Below are 20,863 nucleotides of genomic sequence, written 5' to 3'. Positions count from 1 at the left end.
CGGGCGAGCCACGGGTCTCGCCCGTCCTTCGGACCCCCACAAGGGGGAGGGGCAAGGTGCGAGCCGCCGCTTTGTCACTCCTGCTGAAACGTCGGTCCCACGGCAGGTTGAAGATCGTCCGCTGCAAGGGTTACCGGCTCCCCACCTCCCCCTTGAGGGGAGGTCGGCAATTGGCGCGCGGAGCGCGACAGAGCCGGGTGGGGGTGCTTGCGCGCCGCGTCATTCGTCCCCCGTACCCGGAACGAGATTTACCCCCACCCCTAACCCCTCCCCTCAAGGGGGAGGGGGATGGATCGCGCAGTCCGCCATCCTGCCTGGGAGAGGTGAAAGGATCTGACATGACCAAAACCACCCGCGACTGGCTCGATCTCGCCACCAGGGATCTCAAAGGCAAGCCGATCGAGAGCCTGAACACCGAAACGCCCGAAGGCATCACGCTGAAGCCGCTCTATACAGAAGAGGACCTGCCCGAGAGTGCCGCGTCCGAGCTGCCGGGCTTTGCGCCATTCACCCGCGGGGTGCGGGCCACCATGTACACCGGACAGCCCTGGACGATCCGGCAATATGCGGGCTTTTCGACGGCGGAGGAATCCAACGCGTTTTACCGCAAGAACCTCGCGGCCGGTCAGAAAGGCCTGTCGGTGGCCTTCGATCTCGCCACCCACCGGGGCTATGATTCCGACCACCCGCGGGTGACCGGCGATGTCGGCAAGGCCGGTGTGGCAATCGATTCGGTCGAGGACATGAAAATCCTGTTCGACGGCATTCCGCTGGGCGAGATGAGCGTGTCGATGACCATGAACGGCGCCATCATCCCGGTGCTGGCGATGTTCATCGTTGCGGGCGAGGAACAGGGCGTCGAGCGCAAAGCGCTCACCGGCACGGTGCAGAACGACATCCTCAAGGAGTTTATGGTCCGCAACACCTATATCTATTCGCCCGAACCCTCGATGCGTATCGTGGCCGACATCATCGAGTTCACCTCGAAGGAAATGCCCAAATTCAACTCGATCTCGATTTCTGGCTACCACATGCAGGAAGCGGGCGCGACGCTGGCGCAGGAGCTGGCCTATACGCTGGCCGACGGCATGGAATATGTCCGTGCAGCCCAAAGCAAAGGGCTCGATGTCGACGCCTTTGCAGGACGGCTGTCCTTCTTCTTCTGCATCGGCATGAACGTCTTCATGGAAGCGGCGAAACTGCGCGCGGCGCGGCAGATGTGGTCGAAGATCATGACCGACTTCGGCGCCAAGTCGGAGCGCTCGAAGATGCTTCGCACCCATTGCCAGACCTCCGGCGTGTCTCTGACCGAGCAGGACCCTTACAACAATGTGGTCCGGACCGCGTTCGAAGCGATGGCGGCGGTGCTCGGCGGCACCCAGTCGCTGCACACCAATTCGTTTGACGAGGCCATCGCGCTGCCGACGGAGTTCTCTGCCCGCATCGCCCGCAACACCCAGCTCATTCTGGCGCATGAGACGGGCGTTACCAATGTCGTCGATCCGCTTGGCGGCTCTTATTATGTCGAGAAGCTGACGGCTGATCTGGCGGAGAAAGCCTGGGAACTGATCGCCGAGGTCGAGGCGCTCGGCGGCATGACCAAGGCCGTCGAGCAGGGCCTGCCGAAGATGCGGATCGAGGAAGCCGCCGCGCGGCGGCAGGCGCGGATCGACCGGGGTGAGGACGTCATTGTCGGGGTCAACCGGTTCCGGCTGGCCGACGAGCCGCAGGTCGATATTCTCAACATCGATACCGACAAGGTGCGCGCCGGCCAGGTGGCACGACTGAAGAAGATGCGCGACAGCCGCGACCCGAATGCTCACGAAGCCGCGATCGCGGCGCTGGAACAGGTGGCAAAATCCGGCAAGGGCAATCTGCTCTCTGCTGCCGTGGATGCGGCACGGGCACGGGCCTCGCTGGGCGAGATTTCCGACGCGATGGAACGCGGCTTCGGCGGCCGTCACCATGCCGTGACCAAGGTGATCAGCGGGGTCTACGAGAATGTCTATCACGATGATCCGGAGTACCAGGCGATCCAGTCGCGCATCGCGGACTACAAGACTGATAAGGGCCGCGCGCCGCATGTGTTGGTCGCAAAGATGGGCCAGGACGGTCACGACCGCGGCGCCAAGGTGATTGCCACCGCCTTCGCCGACATGGGCTTCAAGGTGGCCCTCACCGACATGTTCGAAACGCCGGCGGAAGTCACCGACAGGGCGATCGCACTCGGCGTCGACGTGGTCGGCGTCTCATCGCTCGCCGCAGGACACAAATCGCTGGTGCCGGAGCTGATCGACCGCCTGAAAGACAAGGGCCGCGCCGACATCCAGGTGGTCGTCGGCGGCGTTATCCCCGAACAGGACTACGCGTTCCTGCGCGAAAAGGGCGTTGCCGAGATTTTCGGGCCTGGCTCGAATGTGCTGGATGCGGCCAATGCCGTGTTGGCGCGGATTTCAGGGCTTAAGCGGAACGTGTAACCCCTCGTAAGCGGGAGCCTATTCGCCCCACGTCCGCTCCAGCAGCGAAGTCCAGTTCTTGCAGGCAATTTTCTCGATCAGCTCTTCGCCGTATTGATGCTTGCGCATCTGCTCTATCAAAACCTGGACGCCGGTGACGTCGCCGATGACGTCGGGGAGGTCGGCGCCGTCGAAATCGGAGCCGAAGCCGACATGGTCTTCGCCGAGCTTTTCGACGAGATGATCGAGGTGGCGCATCACCGGGTCCCAGCCGCAATCGGTTGACTTGCGGCCATCCTCGCGCAGGAACACGGTGGCGTAGTTGAGGCCGACCATGCCGCCGCTCTCGCGGATCATCGCAAGCTGCCGATCGGTGAGGTTGCGGGTTGAACGCGTGACCGCGTGGGCGTTGGAATGGGTGGCGACCAGCGGCGCATCCGTGAGGCTTGCGACATCATTGAAGCCTTTCTCATTGAGATGCGACAGGTCGATCATGATCTTGAGCTCGTTGCAGGCCCTGACCAGGTCCTTGCCGGCTTCGGTCAGGCCGGGTCCGGTGTCCGGATCGCCGGGAAAGCGGAACGGGACGCCGTGGCCGAACACGGTCGGGCGGCTCCACACCGGGCCGAGCGAGCGCAGGCCCATGGCATGGAAAGCGTAGAGTGCGTCGAGATCGGGCCCGATGGCTTCCGCGCCTTCCATATGCATGATCGCGGCAATGGTTCCGTCCGCCATGCAGGCGCGCAGATCAGCGGAGCTGCGGCAGATCCTGAGTGCGCCCTTGGAGGCCCGCTCCATCCACATCAGATGCCCGGCCATCTTAAGGGCCGTGGACTGGGCTTCGCTCGCGTTCATCAGCGCAGGCAGCGGCAGATCATAGGGCGGGTTGTCCATCATTGCCTGGTAATCAGACGCATTCTCGTCATGTGGCGAGGGAATGTAGATGGCAAAGAAACCGCCGGCGAAACCGGCCTGTTGCATCCTCGGCAGATCGAGATGGCCTTCGGTTCCCTGCTCCAGCCAGAGCGTCTTGCGCTGATCCGGCGCCCCCCGCAATCTGAGCAGGAAATCATTGTGACCGTCAAAGAAGGGGGTATCGGCCATGGTGCGAGATCCTTTTTTGTCGCGCAGGGAGACCGGCATGCATGGTCCCGGTTCGCTGTCAGCCATAGTCTTGTCTAGCTGTTTGCTGCGGCGTGGTCCATCTGATCGGCAGGTTTACCAGTGGCAACAGGGACTATGCCTGGCTCACCATAGGTCGCCAGTCAGTAGAAGCCGACTTCACGGATTTCGACGTCGGCCTTGTGATCGCGTCCGAAGGCGACGATGCCGATCGATTTGAGGCTGGAGGCCTTCGGGGTTTTGCCGAGAAAGCGTCCCGAGCGTTCAAAGCTCGCAAGAGGCAACCGCACCTCGCGCCATGCGCCGGTGGTGGAAAAACCTGCCTGGTAATATTGCCAGGGCAGGATCGTGCCGGAGGTTCTCAGATGCACGAAATACCGCTCGCCATTGCCGCGAACCAACAGTCGTACGCCTTGCGCGTCATCCGGCACCGATGCCAATTCGCGGCGGATCTGGATGAACCCGCCATTGTTGGCGGTGCTGACATCGCCGGTGAGCCTGGCATAGGCCTCTGCGCCGCTGCTCTTGAACTCGACCTGCCCGGTTGAGCGACCACCCATCACGGTGTCCGCGACAAAGCGCCAGCGTTGCTCCGGACCGGATTTGAAATCGTCCACGGTGACCTGCCCTCCTGCTGCGAACATGACCGCCGTCAGCGACATCGCAAATACCCCTACAATCAACCTGATGATTTTCATTGCCGCAATGGCTCCATGGTGTCGATGGTTCGGGATCCTGGTGCAGGTCATTCCCTTGCATCTGGGTTTATCAGGGCCGCGCCCTATCTCAGCGTTTGGACAACACACTGACGGGCTGTTCCGGCATCGGCCCACGGCTCGGATCATCCGAGACAACGGCGAAAGTCTACATCGGGATATTGGCGAAAGAGAGTTTGGCAATGCGTTGGTTGATGGTTGTGTTTTTTCTGCTTCCCGGCACCGTGTCGGCCAATGACTGGGCGGCGCTGGAGCAGCCCGGCGCGGTTGCAATCATGCGCCATGCACTGGCACCGGGCACCGGCGATCCGCCGACGTTCCTGGTTGGAGACTGCACGACGCAGCGCAATCTCGATGAGCGCGGCCGGGCGCAGGCCCGCACCATCGGTGAGGCGTTTCGCGGGCGCGGGATCGATTTCGACAAGGTCTTGGCGAGCCAATGGTGCCGGACAAGCGAGACCGCGGAACTGCTCGGACTTGGCGAGGTCATCGAGGAACCCGCGCTCAACTCCTTCTTTCAGGATTTCTCGACGCGCGACAGCCAGACGGCGGATTTGCGCGCGCTGCTTGAGCGCGAACAGGGCCGCCTGATGCTGGTCACACACCAGGTCAATATTTCCGCGCTCACCGGACGGGCCACCCGCTCGGGCGAGGTGCTGGTGATACGGGCCGATGATCAGGGCGTGAAAGTCCTCGGCAGCATCCTGATCGCGCCTTAAAAATCCAACCGGCTGTTTGTCTGGACAATGATCCGCAAGACCTTACTGTCGGCCTGACGGGTGGAGGCCGCATGACGCAGACAATCGAGTTGCCGCTTTGGGTGGTCGTGATCGCCGCCATCTTCGCGATGATTGCCATTGCCGACCGGCTGTTGTCACCAGCCGTGCGCTGGTTCTTCCGGCGCCGGGTCAATCAGGCGATCGATGAGCTCAACACAAGGCTGCAGCTCAAGATCAGGCCATTCGGCACCACCCGCAGGGCCGTTCTGATCGACCGTGTGGTCAATGATCCTCAGGTGGTGGATGCAGTCGCCGAACATTCCCGTGAGACCGGGGAACCGATCCAGGTGGCAATGGCCCGGGCGGCGCGCTATGCCCGCGAAATCGTGCCGATGTTCAATGCCTACGCCTATTTCCGCATTGGCACCCGGCTGGCGCGATGGATCGCAACCGCGCTCTACCGTGTGCGGCTGGGCTACACCAATACCGAAGCGCTTTCCAAGGTAGAGCCGAATTCCTCGGTGGTGTTCGTGATGAACCACCGTTCCAACATGGATTATGTGCTGGTCACCTATCTGGCGTCATCCTCGACGGCGCTCTCCTATGCGGTGGGCGAATGGGCACGGCTGCCGGTGCTGCAAACCCTGATCCGTTTCATGGGCGCCTATTTCATCCGCCGCAATGCCCGAAACACGCTCTATCGGCGGATCCTGGCAACCTATGTCCGGATGGCAACCGAAGCCGGCGTGACCCAGGCCGTTTTTCCCGAGGGCGGCCTCTCACGCGATGGCAGGCTGCGGCCGCCACGGATCGGGCTGATCTCCTACATCGTGTCGGCCCATGACCACGTCTCCCATGATACTGTGTTTATTCCCGTCGGGCTGAATTATGACCGGGTTCTGGAGGACCGGTCGCTGGTGTTCGAAGTTGATCATCAGGCGGCGCCGGTTTCGACCTGGGAGAAATCGACCCGGACGCTGGCCTTTCTGTTTCGCAACCTCAGGCTCCGGATTGCCGGCAAATGGCACCGCTTCGGCTATGCCAGCGTCTCGTTTGGCAATCCGGTTTCGGTTGACCAGTTCCTGGCCGACCATGGGGTTGGCAAATGGGCCGCCCTTGAAGAGGGCGCGCGCGACAGGTTGACCGAGGAACTGGCACATCAGCTGATGCGCTCCATAGGAGGACTGATCCCGGTGCTGCCGGTGTCACTGGTTGCGGTTGCGCTGCTGGAGAGCCCGGATCAGCGGATTGACCGGCTTCACCTCAAAGCACGGGTCGGCGCGCTGATCGACCGGTTGATCGGTGCCGGCATTCACATCCATGTCCCGCGGCAGGACCGGGACTACGAGATTGATGTCGGGTTGCGGATGCTGACCCTGCGCCGGATTGTCACTGAAGAGCCTGACGGCGCATTGGTTATTGCGGACAGGGACCGGCCTTTGGTGTCCTACTACGCCAATGCCATCCAGCACTTGTTCGAGACAATCTGAATTGCGGGCCGCGCCCTACCGGCGCCAGAGCGTGTTTTGCTCATGTTTCATGATGGTGCTGCGCAGGTTGGAAAATTCTGCATCTACGAACCGGCGGAACCGTCGCACCGAGGGCCGCTCGGTTTGCGTCGGGTTCCACATCTGCCCAAGACTTCGTTGCGGGTGATTGATCCTGATCGGCAGTGCGGCAAGTGCCTGCTGACGCCGCTGCATGAACACCACGGAATAGGGAAGAACGGTCAGCGCATCCGAACGGGTCAGAATGTTGGTGATGGAAGCCAGCGTACCGCCGGAGAAACTGACTTTGAAATCGATCATTCCGATGCCTGCCAGAATGCTGCGCAGATCCTGATAGAGCGGGCTATCCACCGGCGGCGCAATCCAGGGGTAGGGAGCGATTTCCGACAGCCGCAAGGACGGCTTTCCAGCCAGAGGATGGGTCGGCGCGCAGGCAATCACGTTGCGGCCATCAAGCAGCGGCGAAAAACTCAGATGTTCAGGCAGGGCACTCACATCCATGGGACAGATCGCGACATCAAGGGCATTGCTTTCAAGCTGACGAGAAAGCTCCGCCGCGTAGGCATAGGATTGCTCAATACGAATGTCGGGAAAGGCGCGTTGGAATTCGGCAATCATGCCTGAAATGACGCCGTCCATGAAATACGGGCTGCCACCAACCCGGACCACGCCGGATTTACCATCGATGTAGCGTCTGACCAGCGCCGAGGCCGCATTGTTGGCGGCAAGAACCTTGCGGCCTTCCACCGCCAGCGCAAGACACAGATCGGTGGGTTGCAGCGGCCGGCGGTTTTTCTCGAACAACCGCCCACCGACCCGCGACTCCAGCATTGCGACTGTTCGCGACACACTGGGCTGAGACTTGCCAAGCGCTTCCGCGCCCTCCGTCAGACCACCATGATCGACAATCGCCGCGATGATTTCGAGATGACGCGCATCCAATTTCATAACGGAAAGCTATATAGTCTTGCAGCAATTGGATCAAGATATCTCCTATACAGTGTTATCTTCCTGTCTGGTCCTGCACGCCTGAGGAGGTGAGCTGCACGGCGGGGGAGGAACAATGTCGCTTTTTCAGGCCAGCTTCGAGGTTCAGAGTGCCGCAGTCCGCGTGCGCTTCGGCGAGGGCATCCGGCGCCAGATCAGCTCTGAGGTCGAGCGCCTGGGTCGCAAACGCGCATTGGTGCTTTCGACCCCTCCGCAAGCCGATGCCGCGATGGAGGTGGCAGCAGATCTCAACGGGCTGGCCGCAGGCATCTTCACAAAGGCGACAATGCACACACCGGTGGACGTGACCGCGGAAGCGCTCGAGCATGCCGGCGCCGTTGAAGCCGATTGCCTGGTCGCACTCGGCGGCGGATCGACGGTCGGGCTGGGCAAGGCCATCGCCTATCAGACCGATCTGCCGCAGATCGTGGTCCCCACCACCTATGCCGGCAGCGAGGCAACGGCAATTCTGGGCCAGACACAGAACGGTGTGAAGACCACCGTCACCGATCCGAGAATCCAGCCCGAAGTCATTCTCTATGATGCCGAGCTGGTGCGCACCCTGCCGGTGGCGATGACCGTGACCAGCGCACTCAATGCGATGGCCCATGCCGCGGAGGCGCTCTATGCGCAAAACCGCAATCCGATGTCGACGATGATCGCCATTGAAGGGCTGAAGGCGTTTGCAGCCGCCCTGCCCCGGGTTCTCGACAATCCGGATGATCTCACTGCGCGGGGCGAAACGCTCTACGGGGCCTGGCTCTGCGGAACCGTGCTGGGACAGGTCGGCATGGCGTTGCATCACAAGCTTTGCCACACCCTTGGCGGTTCCTTCGATCTGCCGCATGCCGAAACCCATGCCGTGGTGCTGCCGCATGCAATCGCATTCAATGCCCGCGCGGTTCCGGATCTGCTGGCACCGGTCACTGAGATCTTTGGTGGTTCCAATCCCGGGCGGGCGCTTTTCGATTTCGCCAAATCCATCGGCTCACCATTGGCACTTCGCGAACTTGGGCTGAAACAGGATGACCTGTCCACGGCCGCCGAACTGGCCACGCGCAAACCCTACTGGAATCCGCAACCGGTCACCCGACCGGCAATCAATGAGCTTTTGCTCGCCGCATGGGCTGGAGGCCCGCCGGCAGCATAGGAAAGAACTCTTTGCCATCAATCACTGGGAGGAAGCCATGATTACTCGTCGTACACTTTTGAAGACATCCGCCGCCACCGGCCTGACGATCGCTGCAGGCGGTCTGGCCGCACCGGCCATTGCACAGGGCGCCAAGATCAAGCTTGGATATGTCAGCCCGCAATCCGGACCGCTGGCAGCGTTTGCCGAAGCCGACAACTTCATCCTGTCCAATTTTGGCGCCACCGAAGTGGCCAAGAATTTCGAGGTCATCGTCAAGGACAGCCAGTCCAATCCGAACCGCGCGGCCGAAGTCGCCAAGGAACTCATCATCGATGACGAAGTCGATATGATCCTTGTCGCATCGACGCCGGAGACCACCAATCCGGTCGCCACGACCGCAGAAGCCGAAGGCGTGCCGGTGATCTCGACCATCGCGCCCTGGCAGCCATGGTTCATCGGCCAGCAGGGAAATCCCGGCGCACCGGACAGCTGGCAGCCGTTTGACTACGCCTATCACTTCTTCTGGGGTCTCGAAGACGTGATCTCGGTGTTCACCGCCATGTGGGCTCAGCTCGACACCAACAAGCAGGTCGGCGGCCTGTTCCCCAATGACGGTGACGGCAATGCCTGGGGCGATGCGAATGTGGGCTTCCCGCCGGTTTTGGAAAAGCTCGGTTACGGTCTGGTTGATCCCGGCCGCTACCAGAACCTGACCGACGATTTCTCGGCGCAGATCAACGCGTTCAAGCAGGGCAATGTTGAAATCGTCACAGGCGTTCCGATCCCACCTGATTTCACCACCTTCTGGAACCAGGCCAAGCAGCAGGGCTTCACACCAAAAGCGGCGTCCATTGGCAAGGCGATCCTGTTCCCGCAGGCCGTCGAGGCGCTGGGTGATGCAGGCAATAACCTTTCCTCGGAAGTGTGGTGGTCTCCGAGCCATCCGTTCAAGTCCTCGCTCAACGGGCTGAGCTCGGGCGAGGTGGCTGCTGCCTACACAGAGTCCACCGGCAAGCAGTGGACCCAGCCAATCGGCTTTGTCCATGCCCTGTTCGAGCTGGCAACCGACGTCATGGGCCGCGTCAGCGATGCGGGCGATGGCGACGCAGTGGCCGAGGCGATCGCAGCCTCGAACCTTCAAACCGTTGTCGGCCCGGTCGCCTTTGACGGCAAAGGTCTGCCGCCATTTGCCGCCAAGAACATCTGCAAGACACCGCTGGTCGGAGGTCAGTGGCGCTTGAAAGACGGCGGCGGCTACGACCTCGTCATCGTCGACAATTCCGACCAACCGTCGATCCCGACGGCTGGCACCATGCAGCCGATCGGCTGATCCCAAGACGGCTGGCCTGGGCGATGTCTTGCCCGGGCCAGCTCCCTTCTTCCCCCAGAGCCGCCGTTCAAATGACCATTCTCGCCCTTAAAAACGTTTCCAAGAGCTTTGGTGCCCTGAAGGTGACAGACAATGTCAGCTTCGAGGTTCCCGAAGGCATGGCGCTCGGCATTATCGGACCCAACGGCGCGGGCAAGTCCACGCTGTTCAACCTGATCACCGGCAACATTGGTGCCGACAGCGGATCAATCGAGTTTCTCGGCCGTGATGTCACCCGTACGCCTGCACGGCAGCGCTGCGTGTCTGGCGTGGGCCGCTCGTTCCAGATCCCGCAACCGTTTTCCAAGCTGACGGTTTACGAAAACCTGCTTGTGGCGGGCACATTCGGGCGCGACAAAAGCGAGGCCGAGGTCGCTCACACATGCGCCATTATTCTTGAGCGGACCGAACTTATTTCAAAAGCCAACGCCCCAGCGGGCGGGCTGTCGCTGCTCGAGCGCAAACGGCTTGAACTGGCCCGTGCCATGGCAACCCATCCGAGACTGTTGCTGCTGGACGAAATCGCGGGCGGTCTTACTGACGCCGAGTGCCAGTCGCTGATCGAGACCATCAAGGCGATCCACGCGGAGGGTGTCACCATCATCTGGATCGAACATGTCCTGCACGCCCTCAATTCGGTTGTCGAGCGGCTGCTTGTTCTTGATTTCGGCAAGGTGATCGGCGTTGGCGATCCCGCCGCGATCATGGAGTCCAAAGAGGTCAAGGAAATCTACCTGGGGATCGAGATATGACAGTGCTCATTGAAACTCGGGACCTGACAGCCCGCTATGGCGATTTCCAGGCCTTGTTCGGCGTGGATCTGACGCTTGGCGAGGGCGAGACCGTGGCAATCATCGGCGCCAACGGCGCAGGCAAGACGACGCTGATGCGCTCGCTCTGCGGAGTCTTGAAGAATGCGCCCGACAGCATCCGCTTCGAGGACCGCGCCATTGGTGACCGGCCTGCAGACGAAATCATGGCAATGGGCATTGCAATGGTGCCGGAAGGGCGAAAACTGTTTCCATCGCTCAGTGTCGAGGAAAACCTCCAGATCGGGGCCTATGGCCGCCAAACCGGTGGGTACTGGTCGCTGGAAACCGTCTACGAACTGTTTCCCGTGCTCAAGGAACGCCGCCGCAATCCCGGCACAGCGCTTTCGGGCGGACAGCAACAGATGGTCGCGATCGGGCGGGCACTGATGAGCAACCCACGGGTGTTGCTATGCGATGAAATCTCGCTCGGGCTCGCGCCGGTGATCATCAAGGATATCTACAAGGCGGTTCCCAAGATCCGTGCATCCGGAGCTTCGATGATCGTGGTCGAGCAGGACATCGGTCAGGCCATGGCGGTGGCCGACCGGGTCTACTGCATGATGGAGGGACGGATCACACTTTCGGGCCGCCCCGGCGAACTGGAGCGCGAAGCCATTCACAACGCCTATTTCGGAGCTGCAGCATGATCTGGGTCGAGACCATCATCCAGGGGATCCTGCTTGGCGGGCTTTATGCTCTGTTCGCCGCTGGATTGTCGCTTGTGTTCGGCATCATGCGGCTGGTCAATCTCGCCCATGGCGACCTGATCGTGCTGGGCGCCTATCTGATCCTGCTCCTGGTCACGCTGACCGGATTGTCACCCTTTGTTGCCGCTGCCGTCGCCATGCCGTTCATGTTCGCGCTCGGTTACGGATTGCAGAAATTCATGCTCAACCGGGTCCTAGGCGACGACATCCTGCCGCCGTTGCTTGTCACATTCGGCCTCTCAGTGGTGTTGCAGAATGCGCTGCTGGAGGGGTTTTCAGCCGACAGCCAGCGCATCCAGTCCGGTCCGCTTTCCACTGCATCAATCGAAGTCGCCGGACTGAACCTCGGCGTCATGCCGCTGCTGACATTCGCTTCCGCACTCGCGGTGATCATCGGGCTCAACCAGCTGTTCTACCGGACTTCGCTCGGCCGGGCGTTCCGCGCCACGTCCGATGACCCGACAACCGCGAGCCTGATGGGCATCAAACCCGCCGGCATCTTTGCCAAGGCCACTGGTATCGCCATGATCATCGTCACCATTGCAGCACTCTATCTCGGCATGCGCTCGAACTTCGATCCGAGCATCGGCCCGGCACGTCTGATCTATGCCTTCGAGGCCGTCATCATCGGTGGCCTGGGCTCGCTTTGGGGAACGCTTGCGGGCGGCGTGATCATCGGTGTGGCTCAGACTGTGGGGGCCGCGATCAATCCCGAATGGCAGATCCTGGCCGGGCACATGGCTTTCCTGATCGTGTTGCTGGTGCGTCCGCGTGGCCTGTTTCCAAGAGCGGTGGATTGATCATGACCAACGCACATTCAGACTATTCGGTTCAGACGCGAACAAAGGCTTCCTCCATCTCGTCGGTTGTGGCGGTTCTCCTCATCGTGCTGGCAATCGCCCTGCCCGCCTTTGCCTCGCGCAGCCTGATCCAGGACATGTTCTTCATCCTCACGATGCTGGTGCTGGCGCAGTTCTGGAACCTGCTTGCCGGCTATGGCGGACTGGTTTCGGTCGGTCAGCAGGCTTTCGTCGGGATCGGTGCCTATGCGATGTTCTCCGTGGTCATCCTGATGGGATTTGATCCGGTTCCCTCGATCCTGATTGCCGGCGTGGCAGCCCTGCTGCTGGCCATACCAACCGCGTTTTTCGCCTTCCGCCTGCAGGGTGCCTATTTCGCCATCGGCACCTGGGTGATTGCCGAAGTGGTGCGACTGCTGGTGGCCCAATGGAAAGCCGTTGGTGGCGGCACAGGCACCTCATTGCCGCGCACAGCCACCCGCGAGATGTGGTTCACGGAGACAATCGAAACCCTGTTTGGTGTTCGCAGTGCCGCCGCACGCGACATTCTCGCCTACTGGCTGGCCGTGGTCCTGGCTGTCGCCACCATCGCCGGGATCTACTGGCTGCTCAGGACCAAGCGGGGCCTGGGACTGGCCGCGGTGCGCGACAACATCGAGGCGGCAAAATCTGTCGGCGTCGATGCCGTTAGGATGAAATGGACCGTGTTTCTGGTCTCGGCTTTCGGCACCGGGATCGCCGGCGGGCTCATCTATATGCAGAAGGCGCGGATTTCGCCGGATGCGGCATTCTCGCTGCAGGACTGGACCGCCTATGTGATCTTCATCGTCGTGATCGGCGGCATGGGCACCATCGAAGGACCGATCCTCGGCGTGCTGGTGTTCTTCATTCTGCAATCGTTGCTGGCCGATTACGGCAGCTGGTACCTGATGGCACTTGGTGTCATCGGCATCACAATCATGCTGTTTGCGCCGCGCGGGCTTTGGGGCCTGTTTTCCGATCGCACAGGCATCGAACTGTTTCCGGTGCGCCGTCGCCTGACTGGCGGCCCCCTATCCAACACACCACCATCATCGAAGGAGGAATAGATCATGGCTGATATCGAAACCGACGTCCTGATCATTGGCACCGGCCCGGCCGGATCGGCTGCGGCGGCGTTGCTGTCGACCTACGGGGTCGAAAACATGGCGATCAACCGCTACCGCTGGCTGGCCAACACACCGCGGGCGCACATCACAAACCAGCGCACCATGGAAGTGCTGCGGGATCTGGGAAAGGATGTCGAGGGCGAGGCCTACATGTTTTGCTCCCACCAGGACCTGATGGGCGAGAACGTGTTCTGCGAAAGCCTGGTCGGCGAGGAAATCGGCAGAATGAAGAGCTGGGGCAACCATCCGCTGTCCAAGGCCGAGCATCAGCTGTCCTCGCCGACGATGATGAACGACCTGCCGCAGACCTACATGGAGCCGCTCCTGTTCAAGACCGCCTGTTCACGCGGCACCCAGGCGCGGATGTCGACCGAATATCTGAGCCACACGCAGGACGCGGAAGGCGTCACCACCACCTGTCTCGACCGGCTGACCGGCAAGGAAATCACAATCCGCTCAAAATATCTGCTTGGCGGAGATGGCGGCAATTCCAAGGTGGCGGAACTGGAGAAGCTGCCATTCGAAGGGCAGATGGGTGTCAGCGGTTCGATGAACATCATCTTCAAGGCCGACCTGAGCAAATATGTCGCCCACCGCCCCTCAGTGCTCTACTGGGTGGTTCAGCCTGGTGCAGATGTCGGCGGCATCGGCATGGGCCTGGTGCGGATGGTCCGGCCCTGGAACGAATGGCTGATCGTCTGGGGCTATGACATCAACGGCCCCGCGCCGGAGGTGAACAATGCCTTTGCCACCAAGGTGGTGCGCGATCTGGTTGGCGACCAGTCGCTGGAACCCGAGATCACCTCGGTGTCGACCTGGACGGTCAACAACATGTACGCGACCCACATGCAGGCGGGCCGGGTCTTCATCATGGGTGACGCCGCGCACCGCCACCCGCCCTCCAACGGCCTTGGTTCCAACACTTCGATCCAGGACGCTTTCAACATCGCCTGGAAACTGGCCGCGGTTCTCAAGGGCCATGCCGGGGCAAGCCTCCTGGATACCTACAGCCAGGAACGCGCACCGGTGGCCAAGCAGATCGTGACCCGCGCCAACCAGTCGATCGGCGAATTCGGCCCGATCTTCGAGGCTCTTGGGCTGACGGAATCAACCGACCCCGAGGTGATGCAGGCCAATATGGACAAGCGTTGTGATGCGACCATGGAAGCCGAGCAGCAGCGTGCGGCCATCCGTGAGGCAATCGCCTTTAAGAAGTACGAGTTCGATGCCCACGGCGTGGAGATGAACCAGCGCTACAAATCCGGAGCGGTGGTGACCGACGGCCAGATGGAGCCTGCCTACGAGCTTGATGCGGAGCTGCACTATCAGCCGACCACATGGCCGGGGGCCCGGCTGCCCCATGCCTGGCTCTATGGCCGCAATGGCGATAAGCACTCGACCCTCGATCTCGTTGGCCAGGGCCGGTTCACCTTGCTGACCGGCTTGAGCGGTGAAGCCTGGGCTGCGGCCGCCGAAAAGGTGGCAAAGGCGATGAGCATCGAACTTGCCGTCCATGTCATCGGGCCGCGCCGCGATATTGTCGACCATCATGGCGACTGGGCCCGCGCCCGGGAAGTCGGAGAAGGCGGCTGTGTGCTGGTGCGTCCGGACCAGCATGTCGCCTGGCGCGCCGAAGATCTCGCTCAGAACCCGGAAGCGGAACTCACCCGGGTGCTTTCAACGATCCTGCACCGCGACAGCGAAGCCGCACGGCAGGCAGCACAGTAAGGAGCATGGCATGGATACGCATGAACAGGGCTTCTTTACAGAAGAGAACTCCGCCGACGTGGTGATCAGCCGCAACGCCAAGGCTGAGAATGCGCGCCTGGCGGAGGTCATGGCGGTGATCACCAAACATCTTCACGCTGCGGTCAAAGAAATTGGGCCGACCCAGGAGGAGTGGTTCGAAGCGATCATGTTCCTCACCCGAACCGGGCAGATGTGCAATGACTGGAGGCAGGAATTCATCCTGCTGTCGGACGTGCTCGGGGTGTCGATGCTGGTCGATGCGGTCAACAACCGCAAACCTACAGGTGCGTCCGAATCGACCGTGCTGGGTCCGTTTCACGTTGAAGATGCTCCGGAACTGCCGATGGGCGCGGATATCTGCCTTGACCAGAAAGGCGATCCAATGCTGGTCAAGGGCCGGATCACGGCAACCGACGGGACACCGATCGACCATGCGAAGATCGATGTCTGGCAGGCCAATGATGAGGGCTTCTACGATGTCCAGCAAAAGGGTATTCAGCCGGACTTCAATCTGCGCGGGGTATTTCGCACCGGAGCTGACGGGACCTACCACTTCAGGGGCGTGAAGCCGAAATACTACCCGATTCCTGATGACGGGCCAGTGGGACAAATGCTCAAGAAACTGGGACGGCATCCCTATCGCCCGGCACACCTGCATTACATTCTCGAGGCCAAGGGCTTTGAAACCCTGGTCACCCATATCTTTGATCCCGATGATCCCTACATCAATTCCGATGCGGTGTTTGGCGTGAAGGAAAGCCTGCTCGCCAAATTCGACTGGATCGAAGACAATGACCGGATTCAGGCCGCCGGGATGGAAGGCCCCTATTACGAGGTTGTCCATGACTTCGTGCTGGTTCCGACTGTTTCCGCTGATTGATTGAAGCCGCGGGACAGCAAAGCGCTCGCTTCGAAGGCAGATCGAGGGCCGCCATGTCCATATTGGCGGCCCGGTTTCGCCTCGTTCATTCTTGACTCCGCTATGCAGGGTTGATCAAACCTAAGAGCAACTCAGGGAGAAGGATCCGAGGCATGAACAAGATAGCATCGCCGGTCGATCCCGACGGTCTTATGGAATTTTCGGTGGTCTTTACGGATCGCTCCCTCAACCACATGTCGAAAGCGTTTCAGGGGGTCATGAACGACCTGAATGCGCTCTTGCGCGAGGTCTACCAGGCCGATGCCGCGGTTATCGTTCCTGGCGGCGGCACCTTCGGCATGGAAGCCGTCGCGCGGCAGTTTGCCGGCGATGCGAAAGTCATGGTGATCCGCAATGGCTGGTTCTCCTATCGCTGGACACAGATCTTCGAAAAGGGTGACATTCCATCGGAGACAACCGTCATCAAGGCGAGCCAGGTCGGCAATGAAAGCACCTCCGCCTTTGCACCGCAGCCTATCGAGACAATCACCGCCAAGATCCGCGAAGAGCGTCCGCAGGTGGTTTTTGCGCCGCATGTGGAAACCTCCGCCGGCGTCATCCTTCCCGATGACTATCTCAAGGCCATCGCTGATGCGGCCCATGATGTGGGGGCGCTGTTCGTGCTCGATTGCATCGCCTCGGGCTGCATCTGGGTCGACATGGTGGCAACCGGCGTCGATGTGCTGATCTCTGCCCCGCAGAAGGGCTGGAGCGCGTCGCCATCGGCCGGGCTGGTGATGCTGAGTGAACGCGGTGTTGCGCGGCTCCTGGAAACCGAGAGCAACAGCTTCGCAGTCGATCTGCGCAAATGGTATGACATCATGCAGGCCTATGTGGATGGCGGGCATGCCTATCATTCGACCATGCCGACCGACGCCCTCACCGTGTTCAGGGACCGGATGGTCGAGACCCGCGACTTCGGGTTTGAGCTTGCCCGAGAGCGCCAGTGGGAGCTTGGAACCAGAGTGCGCGCTTTGCTCGCCGGACGCGGGTTCAAGTCTGTCGCAGCACCCGACTTTGAGGCACCGGGCGTGGTGGTCAGCTACACTGCGGATCCCGAATTCCAGAACGGCAAGAAATTCGTGGCCGAAGGCATGCAGATCGCTGCCGGGGTTCCGCTGATGTGTGACGAGCCGGCCGATTTCCGCACCTTCCGGATAGGATTGTTCGGGCTGGACAAGCTTGGCGATGTCGATGGTACTGTCGCCAAGCTCGAAACCGTGCTGGACACTCTCGACACGGCTTGAGCGGATTGCGAGACGTTGGGTAAGTTTTTACTTACCAATAAAACATCTCGAGTCTAGGGCCTGTGGACAATCATCTTGACGCAATCAGGGTCGCGGCAAGGTTCCAACTGGCTGTGTAGCTACAGTCCGTTTTGTCATAGCGTGTTGCTATGCCTCTGAATTCCTTGATCTTCGCGAAGTAGTTTTCAACCAGATGCCGCCACTTGTAGGCTTCGACATCGTAGTCACGCTGTTGCTTTCGGTTTGATTTCGGTGGGATCACGGCGCTTGCGCCACGCTCATCCAACTCCTCTAGAAGCCAGTTCGCGTCGAATGCTTTATCCGCCATTAGCGCGCCGAAGGAGACATCCCGGATCAGCGGCGCAACGCCTTTCATGTCGTGCGCATGACCCGGCAGCAGCAGAAAGCGGACCAAGTTGCCAAGAGCATCGACGAGTGCAACGATTTTGGTCGTCAGGCCGCCGCGTGAGCGCCCGATGGCCTGAGCCTGAGTCCCCCTTTTGCGCCAGCTGCCTTCTGGTGAACCTGAACAATGGTGCCGTCGATGAGCGCATATTCGAGGTCGGGGTCACCGCTCATGGCTTTGAAAAGACCCTCGAATACTCCCGCCTTCGCCCAGCGGCGAAACCGCCGAAACTGACTGTTCCAATTCCCGAAAGCTGGCGGCAGGTCGCGCCATGGTGAGCCGGTCCGAACGCGCCAAAAAACTGATTCAAGAAACAGCCGATTGTCTCTTGCCGTGGCTCCCGCATCGCTGGCCTTTCCACGCAAATGCGGCTCAAGTCGCTGCCATACATCATCCGTCACCACAAAGCGCTGCTCGTTCATTCAAACCTCCGTTTGGAAAGTTTGAATCAGAAATCAAACCCGATGGGAATCCTGAATGTCCACAGGCCCTAGATACCAACAATTCCTATCGAGACCGCAGCCCAGGCCAGTCCGAGCAGGAACAGCGTTTCAGCCACGATCACGGCGACATGCCGCCAACCAAGGTTGAGCATCGCCTTCATGTTGGTGCGCACGCCGAGTGCCGCGATGGCGATCACTAGCAACCAGGACGATGCATCCACCAGCAATGCAGCCAGTGCGGCCGGGATAAGGCCGGTGCTGTTGGCAATGGTGACAAGGCCGAAGCCGATGACGAACAGCGGCAGACGGACATGGGAGAAACCGCCACTTTCGCGGCCCGCTACAGACAGCGCCACGATGATCAGCACCACCGGCAGCAGCGTGACCCGCAGCAATTTGACAATGGTTGCGGTGTCACCTGCTTCGGTCGAGATCGAGTAGCCGGCGCCAACAACCTGCGCCACATCGTGAACGGTCGCGCCGATCAGGAAGCCACTCTGGGCATCACTCAAGCCCGCCAGACCAAACAGAACCGGATAGATGATCATCGCGATGGTCGACAATGTGGTGACCGCGACCACCGTAAACAGCACATTGCGCTCGGTCTTGTCGTTGGCGGGGATGACGGCAGCGAGCGCCAGTGCCGCCGAGGCGCCGCAGATCGCTACAGCACCACCGGTCAGAATGGCGAAACGCCAGCCGCGCGAGAACAGTTTTGCGCAGACAAATCCAAAACCGATGGTCAGCGCCATCAGGCTGGCAACGGTCAGAAGTCCGGAGGTGCCAATGCCGGCAATGTCGCCAAGCGTGATGCGCGCGCCCAGCAGCACGATGCCCAACCGCAACAATGATTTGGAGGCGAAGACAACACCTTCGCCGGTGTTTTCCTGTTCTGCCATAAAGTTGAAGGCCATGCCGATCAGCAGCGCGAACAACATCACCGGTGCCGCATAGTGCTCGGAGAGAAACTTCGCAGCCGCCGCGATGGTCAGCGCAAGAAGCAGTCCGGGGAACAGTGTTTTCGCGCGCAGTTGCAGGTGAGACAGGGATGCCATGGGCTTGGTGGTCCAATCGTCGGAAATGAAACCGCCCGGACGCTGATGGTCCGGGCGGCCTGTTGTGCGTCGAGTCTCTCTTACGCCGAGCGATAGAGCTTTGTCATTGAGAACTCTCTGTGACCGAGTGCTTCGGCTGCGGTTGCGCGGCCGTTGGAGGTGCGCACGATCATCTCGATGAGGGCGTCGCCGGCCTCGTCGATGGTCATTTCGCGGGTCAGCACGCCAGTCACGTCAACATCGATATGCTCGCTCATGGTCCTGAGCGTGCGCGGGTTGCCCGAGATCTTGACCACCGGCACGATCGGATTGCCCACCACGTTGCCCTGACCGGTCGGGAACGTGTGGATCACCGCACCGCCCGCCGCCATCAGCGTCACGCACTCGGCAGCCGCCGAGGACGAATCCATGAAGTAGAGCCCCTTGCCCGATTTGGGCTCTTCGGCCGGATCAAGGATATCGATGAATTGCGACGTCCGGCCGATCTTCTCGAGATTGCCCAGCGCCTTCTCCTCGATCGTCGTCAGGCCGCCCTCGATATTGCCCTTGGTCGGCTGGCTGTCGGACAAATCATCGGTCTGATGCGCGAAGATGACGTCGTCCTGATAGGCCTTCCACATCTTGTACCAGCGCGCGCCGACCTCCTCGTTGACCGCCCGCTTCTGGCAGATATGCTCGGCGCCGGTGATCTCCGAGGTCTCGCCGAAAAACCCGGTGATGCCCTCGGGCAACAGCTTGTCATACATGTTGCCCACCGTCGGGCAGGAGCTCAAACCCGTCGTCGTGTCGCTCTCGCCGCACTTGGTCGAGACCCAGAGTTCGGAGATCGAGCATTCCTCGCGCTGCATCTCGGTGGCATGGTGCACGAATTCCTTGGCCTTCCAGCCCGCCGCACGGATGGTCTCGAAATCGCCCTTCTGCTCGATCGAGAATTCGGCGACCGGCTTGCCCGTCGCGCGAATGCCGTCGGCGATCCGCTTGGTCCAGCCCGGCTCGATGCCGATCACCACCACGGCCGCAACATTGGGGTTGGCACCCGTGCCGATGATGGTGCGGAAGTGAACCTCGAGATCCTCGCCGAACTGCAGCCGCCCATAGGCGTGCGGGATCGCCATCGTGCCCTTGACGTTGTTGGCAACCGCCTCGCAGGCCGCATTCGAGATGTCGTCGACCGGCAGGATGATCACGTGGTTGCGCACGCCCACACGCCCGTTCTCGCGCCGGTAGCCCATGAATGTCATGTTGGAATATTTCGATGCCATGATGAGAGCTCCTACCAGCGCTTGGTCTTGAGATTGTGGGTGTGGACGTGACCGCCCTTCTCGACGTCGGCGACAAACTTGCCGATGTCCTCGCCATATTTGATCGCCGTGTCGCCCGACTTGATGTCAGACAGCGCGATCTTGTGGCCGATCGGAACATCAGCCTTCGAGACAAGCTCGAAGCTCGAATTGTCATGCGTGACAACGCAAAGCATCTTCGTCCCGGCCGTCAGTCCCTCAACCACAACAACGCCGACATTGTCCTTGTCTTCATGTACCAATAAATGGGGGGCACCCATATCGTGT

At 60.9% G+C, this 20,863-nt stretch carries 18 protein-coding genes and 1 pseudogene; 12 read left to right on the top strand and 7 right to left on the bottom strand.

All coding sequences use genetic code 11. The features are described from left to right. The first annotated feature begins 338 nt into the window (after window positions 1-338). Window positions 339-2,477 (top strand): methylmalonyl-CoA mutase, encoded by a 2,139-nt coding sequence (gene scpA / locus HPDFL43_RS02410; protein ID WP_007199971.1) that lies wholly within the window; start codon window positions 339-341, stop codon window positions 2,475-2,477. An 18-nt stretch (window positions 2,478-2,495) separates the two neighbouring features. Here the strand turns inward: scpA and HPDFL43_RS02405 are convergent, their stop codons facing one another. After that, a complete protein-coding gene (locus HPDFL43_RS02405) occupies window positions 2,496-3,560 on the bottom strand; it encodes a dipeptidase (protein ID WP_040449539.1) in 1,065 nt (354 codons plus the stop codon). 161 nt (window positions 3,561-3,721) lie between these two features. Beyond that, window positions 3,722-4,276 carry a CIA30 family protein gene (locus HPDFL43_RS02400; RefSeq protein ID WP_052093143.1) on the bottom strand — a complete coding sequence of 185 codons (555 nt, stop codon included), beginning with the start codon at window positions 4,274-4,276 and terminating at the stop codon, window positions 3,722-3,724. Between the two features lie 200 nt (window positions 4,277-4,476). Here HPDFL43_RS02400 and HPDFL43_RS02395 point away from each other — a divergent pair, with 200 nt between their 5' ends. Both HPDFL43_RS02395 and HPDFL43_RS02390 read left to right on the top strand, forming a co-directional pair. Beyond that, window positions 4,477-5,013 (top strand): histidine phosphatase family protein, encoded by a 537-nt coding sequence (locus tag HPDFL43_RS02395; RefSeq protein ID WP_007199968.1) that lies wholly within the window; start codon window positions 4,477-4,479, stop codon window positions 5,011-5,013. A gap of 71 nt (window positions 5,014-5,084) precedes the next feature. Further along, window positions 5,085-6,503 carry a 1-acyl-sn-glycerol-3-phosphate acyltransferase gene (locus HPDFL43_RS02390; protein ID WP_007199967.1) on the top strand — a complete coding sequence of 473 codons (1,419 nt, stop codon included), beginning with the start codon at window positions 5,085-5,087 and terminating at the stop codon, window positions 6,501-6,503. A gap of 15 nt (window positions 6,504-6,518) precedes the next feature. On the opposite strand, the gene HPDFL43_RS02385 is transcribed toward HPDFL43_RS02390, so the two are convergent. Further along, the gene (locus HPDFL43_RS02385) at window positions 6,519-7,469 is read right to left on the bottom strand and encodes a LysR family transcriptional regulator (protein WP_007199966.1); all 951 of its coding nucleotides are present in this window, start codon (window positions 7,467-7,469) and stop codon (window positions 6,519-6,521) included. Window positions 7,470-7,584: 115 nt separating this feature from the next. Here HPDFL43_RS02385 and HPDFL43_RS02380 point away from each other — a divergent pair, with 115 nt between their 5' ends. The 9 genes from HPDFL43_RS02380 (at window position 7,585) to HPDFL43_RS02340 (ending at window position 17,391) form a co-directional block, all read left to right on the top strand. Beyond that, window positions 7,585-8,658 carry a maleylacetate reductase gene (locus HPDFL43_RS02380; RefSeq protein WP_007199965.1) on the top strand — a complete coding sequence of 358 codons (1,074 nt, stop codon included), beginning with the start codon at window positions 7,585-7,587 and terminating at the stop codon, window positions 8,656-8,658. Window positions 8,659-8,695: 37 nt separating this feature from the next. Beyond that, window positions 8,696-9,970, top strand: a complete 1,275-nt coding sequence (locus HPDFL43_RS02375) for an ABC transporter substrate-binding protein (protein WP_040449538.1) — start codon at window positions 8,696-8,698, stop codon at window positions 9,968-9,970. Window positions 9,971-10,041: 71 nt separating this feature from the next. Next, window positions 10,042-10,761 (top strand): ABC transporter ATP-binding protein, encoded by a 720-nt coding sequence (locus HPDFL43_RS02370; RefSeq protein ID WP_007199963.1) that lies wholly within the window; start codon window positions 10,042-10,044, stop codon window positions 10,759-10,761. After that, window positions 10,758-11,468 (top strand): ABC transporter ATP-binding protein, encoded by a 711-nt coding sequence (locus HPDFL43_RS02365; RefSeq protein WP_007199962.1) that lies wholly within the window; start codon window positions 10,758-10,760, stop codon window positions 11,466-11,468. The genes HPDFL43_RS02370 and HPDFL43_RS02365 overlap by 4 nt, the downstream gene beginning before the upstream one ends. Continuing rightward, window positions 11,465-12,328: a branched-chain amino acid ABC transporter permease gene (locus tag HPDFL43_RS02360; RefSeq protein WP_007199961.1), complete on the top strand. Its 864-nt coding sequence runs from the start codon at window positions 11,465-11,467 to the stop codon at window positions 12,326-12,328. Before HPDFL43_RS02365 ends, HPDFL43_RS02360 begins: the two co-directional genes overlap by 4 nt. Window positions 12,329-12,330: 2 nt before the next feature. Beyond that, the gene (locus HPDFL43_RS02355; protein ID WP_040448952.1) at window positions 12,331-13,416 is read left to right on the top strand and encodes a branched-chain amino acid ABC transporter permease; all 1,086 of its coding nucleotides are present in this window, start codon (window positions 12,331-12,333) and stop codon (window positions 13,414-13,416) included. A 3-nt stretch (window positions 13,417-13,419) separates the two neighbouring features. After that, window positions 13,420-15,204, top strand: a complete 1,785-nt coding sequence (locus tag HPDFL43_RS02350) for an FAD-dependent monooxygenase (RefSeq protein ID WP_007199959.1) — start codon at window positions 13,420-13,422, stop codon at window positions 15,202-15,204. A 10-nt stretch (window positions 15,205-15,214) separates the two neighbouring features. Then, window positions 15,215-16,105 (top strand): intradiol ring-cleavage dioxygenase, encoded by an 891-nt coding sequence (locus tag HPDFL43_RS02345; protein ID WP_007199958.1) that lies wholly within the window; start codon window positions 15,215-15,217, stop codon window positions 16,103-16,105. Window positions 16,106-16,257: 152 nt separating this feature from the next. Continuing rightward, window positions 16,258-17,391, top strand: coding sequence for an aminotransferase class V-fold PLP-dependent enzyme (locus HPDFL43_RS02340; RefSeq protein ID WP_007199957.1), 1,134 nt, complete (start codon window positions 16,258-16,260; stop codon window positions 17,389-17,391). 70 nt (window positions 17,392-17,461) lie between these two features. On the opposite strand, the pseudogene HPDFL43_RS21570 reads toward HPDFL43_RS02340, so the two are convergent. The 4 genes and pseudogenes from HPDFL43_RS21570 to HPDFL43_RS02315 all read right to left on the bottom strand — a co-directional run bounded on the left by HPDFL43_RS21570 (window position 17,462) and on the right by HPDFL43_RS02315 (window position 20,856). Continuing rightward, a pseudogene (locus tag HPDFL43_RS21570) lies at window positions 17,462-18,219 on the bottom strand (IS5 family transposase). A gap of 68 nt (window positions 18,220-18,287) precedes the next feature. After that, window positions 18,288-19,295 (bottom strand): YeiH family protein, encoded by a 1,008-nt coding sequence (locus HPDFL43_RS02325; protein WP_007199956.1) that lies wholly within the window; start codon window positions 19,293-19,295, stop codon window positions 18,288-18,290. Between the two features lie 80 nt (window positions 19,296-19,375). Continuing rightward, window positions 19,376-20,557: a UxaA family hydrolase gene (locus tag HPDFL43_RS02320; RefSeq protein ID WP_007199955.1), complete on the bottom strand. Its 1,182-nt coding sequence runs from the start codon at window positions 20,555-20,557 to the stop codon at window positions 19,376-19,378. Between the two features lie 11 nt (window positions 20,558-20,568). Further along, entirely contained in the window at window positions 20,569-20,856 is a 288-nt protein-coding gene (locus tag HPDFL43_RS02315) for a UxaA family hydrolase (protein ID WP_007199954.1), read from the bottom strand. Window positions 20,857-20,863 lie beyond the last annotated feature (7 nt).

Source organism: Hoeflea phototrophica DFL-43 (genome assembly GCF_000154705.2).
GTDB classification, from domain to species: Bacteria; Pseudomonadota; Alphaproteobacteria; order Rhizobiales; family Rhizobiaceae; genus Hoeflea; species Hoeflea phototrophica.
This window is presented reverse-complemented; position numbering and strand designations above follow the sequence as displayed.

Coding starts and splice junctions, on each gene's coding strand:
- scpA (WP_007199971.1), top strand. CDS start 339: ATGACCAAAACCACCCGCGACTGGCTCGATCTCGCCACCAGGGATCTC.
- HPDFL43_RS02405 (WP_040449539.1), bottom strand. CDS start 3,560: ATGGCCGATACCCCCTTCTTTGACGGTCACAATGATTTCCTGCTCAGA.
- HPDFL43_RS02400 (WP_052093143.1), bottom strand. CDS start 4,276: ATGAAAATCATCAGGTTGATTGTAGGGGTATTTGCGATGTCGCTGACG.
- HPDFL43_RS02395 (WP_007199968.1), top strand. CDS start 4,477: ATGCGTTGGTTGATGGTTGTGTTTTTTCTGCTTCCCGGCACCGTGTCG.
- HPDFL43_RS02390 (WP_007199967.1), top strand. CDS start 5,085: ATGACGCAGACAATCGAGTTGCCGCTTTGGGTGGTCGTGATCGCCGCC.
- HPDFL43_RS02385 (WP_007199966.1), bottom strand. CDS start 7,469: ATGAAATTGGATGCGCGTCATCTCGAAATCATCGCGGCGATTGTCGAT.
- HPDFL43_RS02380 (WP_007199965.1), top strand. CDS start 7,585: ATGTCGCTTTTTCAGGCCAGCTTCGAGGTTCAGAGTGCCGCAGTCCGC.
- HPDFL43_RS02375 (WP_040449538.1), top strand. CDS start 8,696: ATGATTACTCGTCGTACACTTTTGAAGACATCCGCCGCCACCGGCCTG.
- HPDFL43_RS02370 (WP_007199963.1), top strand. CDS start 10,042: ATGACCATTCTCGCCCTTAAAAACGTTTCCAAGAGCTTTGGTGCCCTG.
- HPDFL43_RS02365 (WP_007199962.1), top strand. CDS start 10,758: ATGACAGTGCTCATTGAAACTCGGGACCTGACAGCCCGCTATGGCGAT.
- HPDFL43_RS02360 (WP_007199961.1), top strand. CDS start 11,465: ATGATCTGGGTCGAGACCATCATCCAGGGGATCCTGCTTGGCGGGCTT.
- HPDFL43_RS02355 (WP_040448952.1), top strand. CDS start 12,331: ATGACCAACGCACATTCAGACTATTCGGTTCAGACGCGAACAAAGGCT.
- HPDFL43_RS02350 (WP_007199959.1), top strand. CDS start 13,420: ATGGCTGATATCGAAACCGACGTCCTGATCATTGGCACCGGCCCGGCC.
- HPDFL43_RS02345 (WP_007199958.1), top strand. CDS start 15,215: ATGGATACGCATGAACAGGGCTTCTTTACAGAAGAGAACTCCGCCGAC.
- HPDFL43_RS02340 (WP_007199957.1), top strand. CDS start 16,258: ATGAACAAGATAGCATCGCCGGTCGATCCCGACGGTCTTATGGAATTT.
- HPDFL43_RS02325 (WP_007199956.1), bottom strand. CDS start 19,295: ATGGCATCCCTGTCTCACCTGCAACTGCGCGCGAAAACACTGTTCCCC.
- HPDFL43_RS02320 (WP_007199955.1), bottom strand. CDS start 20,557: ATGGCATCGAAATATTCCAACATGACATTCATGGGCTACCGGCGCGAG.
- HPDFL43_RS02315 (WP_007199954.1), bottom strand. CDS start 20,856: ATGGGTGCCCCCCATTTATTGGTACATGAAGACAAGGACAATGTCGGC.